The 12558-nt window shown below is 64.6% G+C and carries 10 protein-coding genes; 4 read left to right on the top strand and 6 right to left on the bottom strand.

Features of this window, described 5'->3' with window-relative positions:
• Positions 1-65: 65 nt before the first annotated feature.
• The gene (locus V1280_RS24185) at positions 66-1955 is read right to left on the bottom strand and encodes an AsmA family protein (RefSeq protein ID WP_334538401.1); all 1890 of its coding nucleotides are present in this window, start codon (positions 1953-1955) and stop codon (positions 66-68) included.
• 273 nt (positions 1956-2228) lie between these two features.
• Between V1280_RS24185 and V1280_RS24180 the strand changes: the two genes are divergently transcribed.
• Together V1280_RS24180 and V1280_RS24175 are read left to right on the top strand one after the other, a co-directional pair.
• Positions 2229-2936 carry a CoA transferase subunit A gene (locus V1280_RS24180; protein ID WP_334529801.1) on the top strand — a complete coding sequence of 236 codons (708 nt, stop codon included), beginning with the start codon at positions 2229-2231 and terminating at the stop codon, positions 2934-2936.
• A 71-nt stretch (positions 2937-3007) separates the two neighbouring features.
• A complete protein-coding gene (locus V1280_RS24175) occupies positions 3008-3658 on the top strand; it encodes a CoA transferase subunit B (RefSeq protein WP_334529798.1) in 651 nt (216 codons plus the stop codon).
• A 192-nt stretch (positions 3659-3850) separates the two neighbouring features.
• Here the strand turns inward: V1280_RS24175 and V1280_RS24170 are convergent, their stop codons facing one another.
• Complete coding sequence (locus V1280_RS24170; RefSeq protein WP_334529795.1) at positions 3851-4888, bottom strand: AraC family transcriptional regulator; 1038 nt, start codon at positions 4886-4888, stop codon at positions 3851-3853.
• A 201-nt stretch (positions 4889-5089) separates the two neighbouring features.
• On the opposite strand from V1280_RS24170, the gene V1280_RS24165 reads away from it, so the two are divergent.
• Positions 5090-5710 (top strand): response regulator transcription factor, encoded by a 621-nt coding sequence (locus V1280_RS24165; RefSeq protein ID WP_334529792.1) that lies wholly within the window; start codon positions 5090-5092, stop codon positions 5708-5710.
• Positions 5711-5868: 158 nt separating this feature from the next.
• Positions 5869-7554: a mucoidy inhibitor MuiA family protein gene (locus V1280_RS24160; RefSeq protein ID WP_334529789.1), complete on the top strand. Its 1686-nt coding sequence runs from the start codon at positions 5869-5871 to the stop codon at positions 7552-7554.
• Positions 7555-7740: 186 nt separating this feature from the next.
• Here V1280_RS24160 and V1280_RS24155 read toward each other — a convergent pair whose 3' ends face one another.
• The 4 genes from V1280_RS24155 to V1280_RS24140 all read right to left on the bottom strand — a co-directional run bounded on the left by V1280_RS24155 (position 7741) and on the right by V1280_RS24140 (position 12516).
• Positions 7741-9096 carry an esterase-like activity of phytase family protein gene (locus V1280_RS24155; protein WP_334529786.1) on the bottom strand — a complete coding sequence of 452 codons (1356 nt, stop codon included), beginning with the start codon at positions 9094-9096 and terminating at the stop codon, positions 7741-7743.
• An 84-nt stretch (positions 9097-9180) separates the two neighbouring features.
• A complete protein-coding gene (locus V1280_RS24150) occupies positions 9181-10083 on the bottom strand; it encodes a carbohydrate ABC transporter permease (protein ID WP_334529783.1) in 903 nt (300 codons plus the stop codon).
• Positions 10076-11032, bottom strand: coding sequence for a carbohydrate ABC transporter permease (locus V1280_RS24145; RefSeq protein WP_148771942.1), 957 nt, complete (start codon positions 11030-11032; stop codon positions 10076-10078). Before V1280_RS24145 ends, V1280_RS24150 begins: the two co-directional genes overlap by 8 nt.
• 140 nt (positions 11033-11172) lie before the next feature.
• Positions 11173-12516 (bottom strand): ABC transporter substrate-binding protein, encoded by a 1344-nt coding sequence (locus tag V1280_RS24140; protein WP_334529777.1) that lies wholly within the window; start codon positions 12514-12516, stop codon positions 11173-11175.
• Positions 12517-12558: the final 42 nt, after the last annotated feature.

Below are 12558 nucleotides of genomic sequence, written 5' to 3'. Positions count from 1 at the left end.
GGGCATCGATGCGAACGCCGCATCAATTCGCCCCGATCAATTCGCGCGATCGGCGGACGCCGTCCTCAGTTGGATTTCGCGCTCTCTTTGGCGTTCTCCGCGGTCGGCGATCCCTCCGGCGGCTGTCGCTTTCCGCCGGTGATGCGCTGCTTCAGCAAATCGAGGAAAGGAGACGCCGCAGGCGACTGGCGGATCAGGGCCTCGGGATCGGGGAAGATCAGCGGATCGTCCCAGGGGCCCTGCACCATGAACGGCAGTTGAAAGCCGGACGTTGTGTTGAGGCTCGCCACACCCTTCATGTCGTATTCGCGCGTCGGCACCGATGCGGTGCCGGTCAGCGTGATCTTCGTCGAAGGTCCCTCGATGCGGATGTCCTCGGCGGTGGCGATCCCGTCGGCGAATTTCACGGCGATGGTGAGATTGTCAAAGGGCGTCGAGCCGTTGCGGAAATTGCCGCCGCCGGACAACGGCCGGCGCTCCAGCCGCTTCAGAAGCTGCTCGGCGTTGAAGCCCGCGATCGCGCCGTCATGCCCGGTCACGGTGGCAGTGCCGTCGAGCGACTGCACGAGGCCGAACGGGCTCGAGCCGGAAGCAAGCAGCGACACATTGATATTGCCGCGGCCGGACAGCTTGTTGAGGCCGAACAGTTCGGAGGCGCAGGCCCGGAGGTCGACGTCGATGAACTGGAATTGCGCCTTGATGTCGGCGACCGTGTCGGAGCGCGAGATGCCGAACGAGCCCTTGGCGATACCGCCATAGACCTGCGCCTCGCCGACCGAGAGCGCCAGCGTGCCGTTGCGCAAGTTCGCGCCGATCGCGGTGCGGCCGAGCTTCGTCGGGCCGACAGTCAGCTTGGCGGCCGACAGGCGCATGTCGAGGTCGGTGCTCGAAAGCCCGTTGAGATCGAACAGCTGCCTGTTCCAGTCGCGCGCGCCGCTCGCGAGCAGGCGGAAGGTGGAGATATAAGGCGTGAAGTCGAGTGCATCGGCGGCGAGCGTCGCCTGCAGTGTCTGCCGGCCGTTATTGGCGTAGGTCATGACGCCTTCGGCGGTGTTGCCGTCGAGCTCGACATTGACATTGGTGAGCGCGATCGAAGCGCCGACGACATTGGCGCGCGCCTTCAGCGCGAAGCGGCCGAAGCCGCCGCTGCCGGGTTGCGGCTGGCCGGTCCAGCGCAGGGCGTTGCGCAAGGACGGGCTGTCGATGGTGAGCGTGCCCTCCATCATCGGGCTGGTGCGGTTGGCGACGCTGCCGTCGAAGGCGAGCTTGAGCGGTGCGCTGGCGATCCGCGCCTTCAGGCCCGAGCGGTCGCCCGAAAGCGCCGCGACGAAATCGGCAAAGCTGATCGAGCCGTCGACGCGCTCGCCGCGCCAGTCGAACTGCCCGGTTGCGGCAAAGGAGCGCGAGATCGAGGGCCAGGCCAGCGACAGGTCGATGTCCTCCAGCTTCTCGGTGGCGTTCGTGGCGGCGTCCTCGTAATTGAGCACGCCGTCCTGGATCCTGATTTCGGAGAACGACACCTGACTGTCGGCGCCGGGCTTCATCGTCCGTGCGATGGTCTGGATAAAGGGTGTCCAGTTGCTCTCGCCGTCCGGCTTCAGGTTGACATGGATGTGTGGCCGCAGCAGCGTCAGGTCGGCGATCTCGAACCGTTGCAGCAGCAGCGGCAGGAGCCTGAGATTGGCGGTGAGTACGTCGACATGGAGCGCGGGGTCGGCGGTGCCGCCGCCCTTCAGGCCGACGTCATGGAACGAGATGTAGCTCGCCGGCAGCACGGAAATGTCGATGTTGCCGGCTACGCTGAGCTCGAGCCCGGTGACCTCGCGAATCTGCGCTTCCACGGCCTTGCGCAGAGCGTCGCGGTTGATGAGCCAGGAGGTCGCGATCAGGGCGATCAGCGCGACGCCGAGCAACGCCGCGATCGGCGTCCCGAGGCGCTTCATTCCTTGGGCCATGGTCAATGGCATGTCCTGATCGGGTTGGTCGCTGGAGCCAGAAGGGCGGAGCGGGAAACCTGCACGCCCCACGCCCAACCCCCGCAACTTGATGGGTTTTCTTGTCGCTTTCAAGGCCGCGGACGGGTCTGCCCACGGCGTGGGCAGCTTCTACCACCGGCTCTGGGAGCGGAGAACCCCGTATCATTGACGGCTTCGGACGATTTCGCCTAATAATCGCCGCCAATAAGGGCGCGACGCCTGCAGGCCGCAGCTTCAGTCGAGGGTTTTTGCATGAACAAGGTCTATCCTGACGCCAAGTCGGCTCTTGAGGGCGTTCTCAAGGACAACATGATGATCATGTCGGGCGGCTTCGGCCTCTGCGGCATCGCCGAGGCGCTGTCGGACGCGATCCGCGACTCCGGCGTGAAGGGTCTGACCGTTGTCTCGAACAATGCCGGCGTCGACGGCATCGGGCTTAGCCGCCTCTTGGAAACCCGCCAGATCAAGAAGATGATCTCGTCCTATGTCGGCGAGAACAAGCTGTTCGCCCAGCAATTCCTCGCCGGCGAGCTGGAACTCGAATTCAACCCGCAGGGCACGCTGGCCGAGCGCATCCGCGCCGGCGGCGCCGGCATCCCGGCGTTCTACACCAAGACCGGCGTCGGCACGCTGATCGCCGAAGGCAAGGAAGTGAAAGAGTTCGACGGCGAGAAGTATCTGATGGAGCGCGGCCTGTTCGCCGACCTCGCCATCGTGCACGCCTGGAAGGGTGATACCGCCGGCAACCTGATCTACCGCAAGACCGCGCGCAACTTTAACCCGATGATGGCGACCGCCGCCAAGATCACGGTGGCCGAGGTCGAGCATCTGGTTCCCGCCGGTGAACTCAATCCCGACCACGTCCACACGCCCGGCATCTTCGTGAAGCGCATCGTCGAGGTCGGCGCGGCCCAGAAGCGCATCGAATTCCGCAACACCCGCCCGCGCACCGCAGCTTAAGGCGCATGATCCGGAAAAGTGGATACCGGTTTTCCGACAAGATCTTGCGCTAACTAAAACAGGAGAGTCACATGGCCTGGACCCGTGAACAGATGGCTGCGCGCGCCGCGAAGGAATTGCGTGACGGCTATTACGTCAATCTCGGCATCGGCATCCCGACGCTGGTCTCGAACTACATCCCTGACGGCGTCGACGTCAGCCTCCAGAGCGAGAACGGCATGCTCGGCATGGGCCCGTTCCCCTATGAGGGCGAAGAGGACGCCGATCTGATCAACGCCGGCAAGCAGACCGTGAGCGAGCTGCCGTCGACCGCCTATTTCTCCAGCGCGGATTCCTTCGGCATGATCCGCGGCGGCCACATGGATCTGTCGATCCTCGGCGCCATGCAGGTGGCCCAGAACGGCGATCTCGCCAACTGGATGATCCCCGGCAAGATGGTCAAGGGCATGGGCGGCGCGATGGACCTCGTCGCCGGCGTCAAGCGCGTCGTCGTGGTGATGGAGCATTCCGCCAAGGACGGCGCCAAGCTCTTGAAGAAGTGCAATCTGCCGCTGACCGGCGAGCGCGTGGTCGACATGGTCGTCACTGATTTGGCCGTGTTCACCATCGACAAGCACGGCGACGGCGGCATGGCGCTGATCGAGCTCGCCGACGGCGTCACGCTCGACGAGGTCAAGGAAAAGACCGAGGCCGAATTCCGCGTCGCGCTGAAGAACACGTAAGGCAACGATCGCGAACGATTAGGAATGGCCGGGCATCGTCCCGGCCATTTTCGTTTGGGTGGAGCGCACTGTCTCCAAACCGTCATTGCGAGGAGCTCTTGCGACGAAGCAATCCAGGCTGTTTCCTCGGAGGGACTCTGGATTGCTTCGCTGCGCTAGGAATGACGGAGTATGAGGCGGGGCCGCGGCCCTTTAAGCGGCTGACGCCGACGCGACATCGGCCGGCTTCGCCAGCGGCCGCACGCCCTTGCGCCAGTCGGTGATGGTGCAGCCGAAGCGGCCGCGGAACCAGCGGGCCATCGCGCTCTGTGCAGAGAAGCCGAGCTGTGCGGCGATATCCGCCAGCGGTCGGGCGGGATCCTCGATCAGCTGGATCACGAGATCGGCGCGTTGCGCATCGAGGATCGCCGAGAAGCTGGTGCCGGCTTCGGCGAGATGCCGGTGGATGGTGCGACGGGTGCAGGCGAGATGCTCGGCCACGCGTTCGACCGTGCAGTCGCCGCTCGCGAGCAGGAGGCGCACGACCTCGTCGACCTTCTCCTCCCAGCTTGCCGGCCGGTTTTCGATCGCCTCGATCCGCTTGCGCAAATAGTTCGCGATGAGGGGATGCGCGCTCGGGATCCGCCGCTCCATGTCGTGCGCCGACAGCAGGATCGCGTCTTCCTCCGCGTTGAAGATCACGCGGCAGCCATAGAAGTCGCGGTAGCGCTTGCGATCGTGCGGCGGCGGGTAGTGCAGGTGCACCTCCTGCGGCCGCCAGTCGCTGCCGAACAGCGACTGGATGATGCGATGAACGCTGCCCAGCGCCATGTCGATCGACTGGCGTGGGGCCGTCGGTTGCCGCCCGCGCAGATGCAATGTGACGGTCACGGTTTGCTTGTCCCTGACGACGTCGAGCTTCATGCCGTCGTGATGGACGTGGATGAAGCGGGAGAATGCCTCGATCGCCTCGCCGACGGTCGCCTGTTCGCGCACGATCAGCCCGACCGCGCCGAAATTGGTCAGGCCGCCGCGCTCGGCCAGCCGTAGGCCGAAATCCTCGGCACCGGACTCCGCTGCCGACAATTCGAGCAGGCGACGCAAGGCTGGGACCGCAATGGGTGTATCGGGCTTGTCGAGGATGGTCAGCGGCAGTCTGACCTTGCGCATCATCTGCCTGGGGTCGAGCCCGACCGACCGGGCGACCTCCGGGTAACAGCTCAAGCCTGCGCTGCGAATGAGGTCGGTCATGCGACCTGTTCCTGGCAGCCATTCCGGCAGATGTCCCGAAATGTAAAGTTTCTGTCCCGATCCGTCAAATCCGGGAACAGGGCGGAACATACATAAGGGAAAGCGAAGCACCGGCGCGAATGCCGTGCTCATGACGGCGGGGCGCGATGGGGCCTCCGGCCGTCACGTGCCATTTGACCAAGACATTACTGGATCGGGATTATGCCGGGAAACATGCTTTCCAAGGGTGAGGTATTCGTCATTGAAACCGACGCCGCCTCCCGCGAACAATTGTCCGACGCGCTCCAGCAGAGCGCTTATGACGTGATCTGCTTCGCCGACGGCGCATCGCTGCTGTCGGAAGCCAAGGCGCGGATGCCGGCCTGCGTGTTGCTGGAGATGCCGCCAGATCGCTCCGCCCTCGACGTGCTCAAGCGCCTGCGCGAGGAAAACTGCATGGCGCCGGTGTTGGTAACTTCGGCGAACGGCAGCATTGCCATGGCGGTCGACGCCATCAAGAGCGGTGCGGCCGATTTCATCGAGAAGCCGTTTCGCACCCACGACGTCGTCGGCCGGATCGACGCCGCGATCGACGAATCCGTTCAGCCCGATTCGAGCCGGCAGCGCTGGCTGCCCGGTTGCGAGCCCCTGACCGCGCGCGAAGGCGATGTGCTTGCGCATCTCGCCGCCGGCCTGACCAACAAGGAGGTCGCTCGACGAATGCATCTGAGCGCGCGCACGATCGAGGGCTATCGCGCCAGCATCTTGAAGAAGGCCGGCGCCCGCAACGTGACCGATCTGCTCCGCCGCATTTTCGGCCAGGGTTCGCCCGGCCAGGCCTGAGGTTCGCCGTTGTTTCGCGGCCATGGTGCCGCCGCGGCTGCGCCCAACGGAAACCCCAATCGAACCGGTTCCTTCCCTGCCGCGTCTCACCACGATGGCGTGGCATGTTCTCGCAGCGTCCGGCTGGCGGCGCGGCGATATCGGCAGGGAGAAGTTTGATGCGCACGATCGCAAGATGTCTGGCGACGACGAGCCTGGTCCTGGTGACCGCAGCGCTCGCCTCGCCCTCATGGGCCGCCGATGTGGACGCCACATCGGCCATCGACACCGTCACGGTCTATCCTGATGGCGCCACCGTTACCCGCGTGATCGCGATCGACCTCGCCTCCGGCGACAGCACGCTGGTCGCCAGGGATTTTCCGCTCTCGCTCGACCCGTCCTCCCTCCGCGTCGAGGGCGAGGCGGGCGCCAAGCTCACGATCGGCACCGTCGACGCGCGGCCGCCGCGTGCGGCGCCGCCGGTCAATCTGCCCGAGCTCGACAAACGCATCGAGGCGCTGAAGGACGAGCGCGGCGACCTGCAAGGCGCGATCGATGCGGCGGCCGCCCGGCGCAAATTCGCGCAGCGCTTTGCCGAAGCTTCGCCCGCCGGCCTCGGCGACAAAGGCGAGGCGCGCCCGATCACCGAGTGGCGCGCGGCCTTCACCGCCGTGGCCGAGGAGGTCGCGGCCGCTGAAACGGCGATCCGCGATGCCGCACGAAAGCAGCGCGAGATCGATCGCCAGATCGCGCAACTCGAAGCGGATCGTTCGGCCAAGCCACCGAGCAAGCTGGAGGTGCGGATCGACATCGCCTCGACAGCAGCGACGAAAGCGACGCTGCGCGTCACTTACGCCGTGCGCAATGCGCGCTGGATGCCGCTCTATGACGCCCGGCTCGACACCGGAGCGAAGGATCGGAAACCGCAGCTAGAGCTTGTCCGCCGCGCCGAGGTCACGCAATCGACCGGCGAGGACTGGTCCAACGTCACGCTCGGCGTTTCCACGGTCCGCATTGGCCGCGGCGGCAGCGCGCCTGAGCTGAACTCGCTGGTCGCGCAATATCCGCAACCGCCGAAGCCAATGGCGCTCGGTGCGGCCTCTGATCTGGCGCGGCCTGCGCCAAGCGTCCGCCAGCGCTCGGCGCAGTTCGAGCCCATGTCTAAGGCCGCTGAAACGCCCGAGCTGCGCGAGCGCGCCGATGAACAGCAGGCCGCCGCCGAGATCGGCGGCTTCCAGGCGATCTTCAAAATTCCGGGCCGTGTCAGCCTCGGCGCAGCCGAGGGGGCCAAGAGCCTGCGCATCGCTTCGATGAGCGTGCCCGCCGATCTCGCGGTGCGCGCCGCGCCGGTGCTGGATCCCACCGCCTTCCTCGAAGCCAGCTTCAAGCAGACCGACGACACGACGTTGCTGCCGGGCAAGGTCGCGATCTATCGCGACGGCGTCTTCGTCGGCCGCGGCAAACTCTCCGCCTCGGCCAAGGACGACATCGTGCGGCTTGGCTTCGGCGCCGACGACAAGGTCAAGGTCGAGCGCGCAGTGCTCGAGCGCAACGAGGGCTCGGCCGGCTTGATCGTGACGACATCGAAGACCGACGAGCGCGCGTTCAAGACCACCGTTCGCAACGGCCACGATTTCCCGATTCATGTCGCGATCGAGGATCAGCTGCCGGTCAGCGAGAACGAGGAAATCGTCGTCGAGATGCTGCCGGCGACCACGCCGCCCACGGCCAAAGACATCCGTGACAAGCGCGGCGTGCTGGAATGGTCGTTCGACGCCAAGCCCGGCGAGGTCAAGGACATCAACTTCGCCTGGCGCGTCCGTTGGCCGAAGGACAAGAGCATGGTGATCGCGCCGTCGGGTTAGTTTCTCGCCGCTGGCGGCGCTTTCTTACCTCGCCCCGCTTGCGGGGAGAGGTCGAATTCGATCGCAGATCGAATTCGGGTGAGGGGGACTCTCCACGAGTCCAACTCTCACCGTCCTTGTGGATAGAGCCCCTCACCCCAACCCTCTCCCCGTAAGAACGGGGAGAGGGGGAAGAGAGACCCGGCCTTACTTCGCCTTCAGGAAATCCGCGACGTCGAGCAGCATGAACTCGTCGTCGTCGGCCTTGTTGGGATCGCGGCTCGACGAGAACGGCAGATTGTTGTCGTTGCCGACGATGATGTGAGTGTCGTCGACGCGATCGACGTTCTCGATGGTGAAGAACGGGAAGGTGTAGACGCCGTCATTGAGGGCTTTCCGCGCCTTCTTGTCGGGGTCCTGGATCTTCATCAGGTCGATATAGCCGATCTTGCGCACGGGCTTGCCGACATTGGCCTCCGAGAGCTCGATCTTGTAGACGCGCTTGAACTTGGCGACGTCAGGGAAGCAGTTGTCGCCGCGGGTGCCCGCCGGGCAGGCCTTGTCGGGCGTGCCTTCGCCGTTGTCGCGCTCGATGACGAGGCCGGCGCTCGGATCGATCATGTTGAAGTCGCCGATGGCGTTGCCGTTCTGCTCGAACACATACTGCCAGTAGCGGCCGGTGAATTTTTCCGCGGCGACGTCGAATTCGAGGATGCGGGAGGCTTCCTTGCCGTCGACCCGCTCCCAATCCTTCTTGTCGGCATCCCATAGCGGGCCCTCGAGCAGGCCGTAGAGGAACTTGCCGTCCTTCGACGAGGCAAAGCCTTCAAAACCCTTGGAGCGGCGCAGGTTGACGTTGGTGTAGGTCGCGCCCGGCGCGCCCGGCGTCCCGACCGCCCAATGGTCGGGCGAGCGCACCGGCTTGCCGTCGGCGATGGTCTCGAACACGGCGAGGATCTTGCCGGTCTTGTCGGCCTTCAGGACGTAGGGGCCGAACTCATCGCCGATCCAGAAGGTGTCGCCGATGATCTGGAAACCTTCGGTGTCGAAGTCGGAGCCGGTGAGGTAGCGCTTCTCGGTGTCCTCGTGGACGATGCGGAAGGGCACCTTCTTGTCGGGATCGTGCAGGAAGACGGTCTCCTGGCGCTCGATCTTGCCGCTGGCCCAATCCATCTTGTAGCGGTTCAGGTACAGCATCGAGTCCGGCGAGTTGGCGCGCGCGCCCATGCCGTTGTCGGTGATGACCCAGAAGCTGCCGTCGGGCATCTTCTTGATGCCGGAATGGCCCTGCAGCGGCTGGCCCTTGAACGGCAGCGAGATGCCGGTCGAGCGCTCGAACGACTTGCCCATCACCGTGCCGAGCGCGTCGACGCGCTTGCCGGTGGTGTACTTGCCCGAGGTCTTGAGATCGGCGGGCGCATCAGCCGGCGCGTCGATGAAGGTCGCGGCCGGCATCACCACGTGGCCGGCGAGCTTGGCCGGGAATTCGCCCTCGCTCTGCGCGAGCGCCGTGCTCGCGGTGAGAATGATCGTTGCGACGGTGCTGAGAAAAGTCGCGCGCATGTGCGTCTCCTGTTAACGGAGGCCGTCTTATGCGGACCGCATATTGCAGTTTTGTGAAACCGGGCCAAACGCCGCAGGCACCGGCTATTCTTTCACCGCGCCGGTCAGCGAGGACACGTAATAGTCCACGAACAGCGAGTAGAAGATCGCAACCGGCAGCGAGCCGAGCAGCGAGCCCGCCATCAGTGCGCCCCACTGGTAGACGTCGCCGGTGACGAGCTCGGTCAGGATCGCGACCGGCACGGTCTTGTTGGCGCCGCTCTGGATGAAGGCGAGCGCGTAGATGAACTCGTTCCAGGACAGCGTGAAGGAGAAGATACCGGCCGAGATCAGGCCGGGCACCGCGAGCGGCAGCGTGATCCGTCGCAGGATCTGCAGCCGGGTCGCACCGTCGACCAGCGCGCATTCCTCGAGCTCATAGGGGATCGACTTGAAATAGCCGATCAGGAGCCAGGTGCAGAACGGCACCAGGAAGGTCGGATAGACCAGGATCAGCGCCAGCGGCGAGTCGAACAGGCCGAACTGCACCACGACGGTGGCGAGCGGAATGAACAGGATCGACGGCGGCACGAGATAGGCGAGATAGATGCCGAGGCCGACATAAGGACTGCCGCGGAAGCGCAGGCGTTCGATCGCATAGGCAGCTAACGTGCTCGCGATCAGCGACAACGTGGTCGAGCCGATCGCGACCAGCATCGTCGTCCACAGCCAGCGCGGATAGGCGGTGTCGAACAGGAGGTGCTTGATATGCGCCAGCGTCGGCGAGGTGATCCAGAACGGATTGTGCTCCTTGTAGTTCATCAGCTCTGCGTTCGGCTTGAACGACGTGATCGCCATCCAGTAGAACGGAAACAGCAGGATCAGCACGAAGCAGCCGAGCGGCAGATAGATCATCATCAGCCGCCGCAGCCCGGAATCCCAGGCCATGGTGTCGGGCGCCGCTTTTGCGTTGGCCACAGTGGAGGCTTGCGCGACGGTGTCAGTCATTGCTCTCTCCCTGCTGCCATTTGCGGCGCGCCAGGCCGAAATAGGAAAACAGCGTCGCGAACACCAGGAACGGGATCATCGACACCGCGATCGCGGCACCTTCGCCGAGCTCGCCGCCGGCGATGCCGCGCTGGAACGCCAGCGTCGCCAGCAGATGCGTCGAGTTGCCCGGCCCGCCGCGGGTGATGGCGTAGACCAGCTGGAAGTCGGTGAAGGTGAAGATGATCGAGAAGGTCATGACGATGGCGAGGATCGGCATCATCATCGGGAAGGTGATGTAACGGAAGCGCTGCCAGGCGCTGGCGCCGTCGAGCATCGCGGCCTCGTAGAGCGAGGGCGAGATGGTCTGCAAGCCCGCCAGCAGCGAGATCGCGACGAAGGGAATGCCGCGCCAGATGTTGGCCGCGATCAGCGAGAACCGCGCCGGCCAGGGCGAGCCGAGGAAGTCGATATTGCTCGTGCGCCAGTGCAGCACGTCGACCAGCAGATAGGAGATGATCGAGAATTGCGGGTCGTAGATCCACCAGAACGCCAGCGCCGACAGCACCGTCGGCACGATCCAGGGCAGCAGGATGATCGCGCGCAGCAGGCTCTTGAACGGAAAATGGTTGTTGAGCAGCAGCGCGAGCCAGAAGCCGAGCGCGAACTTCCCGAAGGTCGCGATGCCCGTATAGACCACGCTGTAGAACACCGCGTTCCACCACAAGGGATCGGTGAGCAGGTATTGGAAATTCTCCAGGCCGATGAACTCGCCCTTCCGGCCGATCGTGGTGTCGGTGAAGGCGAGCCAGAGGCCGAGCCCAAGCGGATAGGTCAGGAATACCGCGAGCAGCCCGATCGCGGGCGCAAGGCACATCACGACCAGGAATGGCTTGTAATCGAACAGGCGCACCAGCCAGTTCGGTTGCCGCTGGACGAGGGCGAGAGGAGGAAGTGTAGTCACGGACATCGGTGCGTTGTCCTGTCTGAGAAAGTCACCACATCCGTCATTGCGAGCGAAGCGAAGCAATCTAGTCTGTTTCCGCGGCTACAGTCTGGGTTGCTTCGTCGCTTCGCTCCTCGCAATGACGGTCGCTGTTTCGTCGGCCGCTACTTCTGCCGCCTGAAATACCGCTTGCAGCGCTGCTCGGCTTCTGCGGCGGCGGCCTCCGGCGTGGCCGCGCCGGTCGCAACCGACGCGAACATCTGGATCAGCACGTAGTCGGCGCTGACGGCGCCGGTCGCCGTCGAGATCGGGCCCGCATAGCCGTCATAATAGGTGCTGTTCATGGTGTCCTTGAACAGCTTCACCTTGGGGTCCTGCGCCCACACGGCGGCCTCGGCATAGGCCGCGAGCGGCTGCGCCCAGTAGCCGGAATTGGCGTTGAGCCACGGCTCGTACTGGTCCTTCTCCAGCATGTATTGCAGGAAGGCCTTTGCGGCGTTGGGGTACTGGCTGTGCTTGAAAACCATGGCATTCAGCGTCAGGCCAGCCATCGGCGAGACCTTGGCCACGCCCTTCGGCAGCAGCTGATGCTCGCTGTCGTCGGCGATCGCCTTGGTCGCCGGATCGTTCTTCAGCGAGAAATACAGTGAGACGCCGTTGGCCGTCAGCGCGATCTCCTGCGCGGCATAGGCGCGGTTGTTGCTGACGTCGTTCCACGACGTCGTGCCGGCGATGAAGGTCGGGTAGAGCTGCTTGACCCAGTTCAGCGCGGCGATCGTCTCCTTGCTGTTGATGATGACGTCGCCCTCTTCGTTGAGCAGGGCGGCGTTGTGCGACCACAGCGCCCAGCTCGCAAAACCGTTGCCGTCGCCCTTGGCGTTGCCGAGCGCGAAGCCCGCCGGCTTGCCGGCCTTTTGCAGCTTCTGGCAGAGGTCGAGGATGCCGGCATGGTCTTCCGGCACCTTGTCGAAGCCGACCGATTGCAGGATCGACTTGCGGTAGATCAGGGGACCCGCGGTGGCGCCGAATGGCAGGCCGATCCAGGTGTCGCTCTTGTTCTTCTTGCCGTAGCGCTGCGCCAGCGGCAGCCAGCCGCCGTAACGCTTGCCGGCATAGTCGGCGACGTCGGTCAGCTCGATCAGCTTGTCGACATAGATGTGCGGTGCGTCGGAGAAGCCGATGATGATGTCGGGGCCGGCGCCGGAATTGGCGGTGACCGCGGTCTGCTGGTTGATGTCCTCCCAGCCGACGAAATCGACCTTGACCTCGACACCGGTCTCCTTGGTGAACTTGGCCGCATTGGCGCGGAACACGTCCTCGTCGGCCTGGACGAAGCGCACCGGCCGCAGCATGCGCAAGCTTGCGCCCTTCTCGATCGGCAGTTTCGGCGCGGGGACGTCGGCAGCCTTGATCGCGGATTGAGCGTGCGCTGCAACACCAGTGGCAGCGACCGTTGCAGCGGACAGGCCCAGCGCCAAGGCATCACGACGTGTGATGTCGTTCCTCATCAGTTCCTCCCTATGATGTCTCCCTTCCCGGCGTTGATCGCC

It is taken from the genome of Bradyrhizobium sp. AZCC 2230, from assembly GCF_036924495.1.
Taxonomy (GTDB): Bacteria; Pseudomonadota; Alphaproteobacteria; order Rhizobiales; family Xanthobacteraceae; genus Bradyrhizobium; species Bradyrhizobium rifense.
The sequence above is the reverse complement of the archived record's forward strand: the minus strand, read 5'-3'. Positions and strand labels throughout refer to the sequence as shown.

What these genes read in the sequence shown, in the direction of transcription:
- V1280_RS24140 (WP_334529777.1), bottom strand. Translation starts at nt 12,516, where the DNA reads ATGAGGAACGACATCACACGTCGTGATGCCTTGGCGCTGGGCCTGTCC.
- V1280_RS24150 (WP_334529783.1), bottom strand. Translation starts at nt 10,083, where the DNA reads ATGACTGACACCGTCGCGCAAGCCTCCACTGTGGCCAACGCAAAAGCG.
- V1280_RS24175 (WP_334529798.1), top strand. Translation starts at nt 3,008, where the DNA reads ATGGCCTGGACCCGTGAACAGATGGCTGCGCGCGCCGCGAAGGAATTG.
- V1280_RS24145 (WP_148771942.1), bottom strand. Translation starts at nt 11,032, where the DNA reads ATGTCCGTGACTACACTTCCTCCTCTCGCCCTCGTCCAGCGGCAACCG.
- V1280_RS24180 (WP_334529801.1), top strand. Translation starts at nt 2,229, where the DNA reads ATGAACAAGGTCTATCCTGACGCCAAGTCGGCTCTTGAGGGCGTTCTC.
- V1280_RS24185 (WP_334538401.1), bottom strand. Translation starts at nt 1,955, where the DNA reads ATGGCCCAAGGAATGAAGCGCCTCGGGACGCCGATCGCGGCGTTGCTC.
- V1280_RS24160 (WP_334529789.1), top strand. Translation starts at nt 5,869, where the DNA reads ATGCGCACGATCGCAAGATGTCTGGCGACGACGAGCCTGGTCCTGGTG.
- V1280_RS24155 (WP_334529786.1), bottom strand. Translation starts at nt 9,096, where the DNA reads ATGCGCGCGACTTTTCTCAGCACCGTCGCAACGATCATTCTCACCGCG.
- V1280_RS24165 (WP_334529792.1), top strand. Translation starts at nt 5,090, where the DNA reads ATGCCGGGAAACATGCTTTCCAAGGGTGAGGTATTCGTCATTGAAACC.
- V1280_RS24170 (WP_334529795.1), bottom strand. Translation starts at nt 4,888, where the DNA reads ATGACCGACCTCATTCGCAGCGCAGGCTTGAGCTGTTACCCGGAGGTC.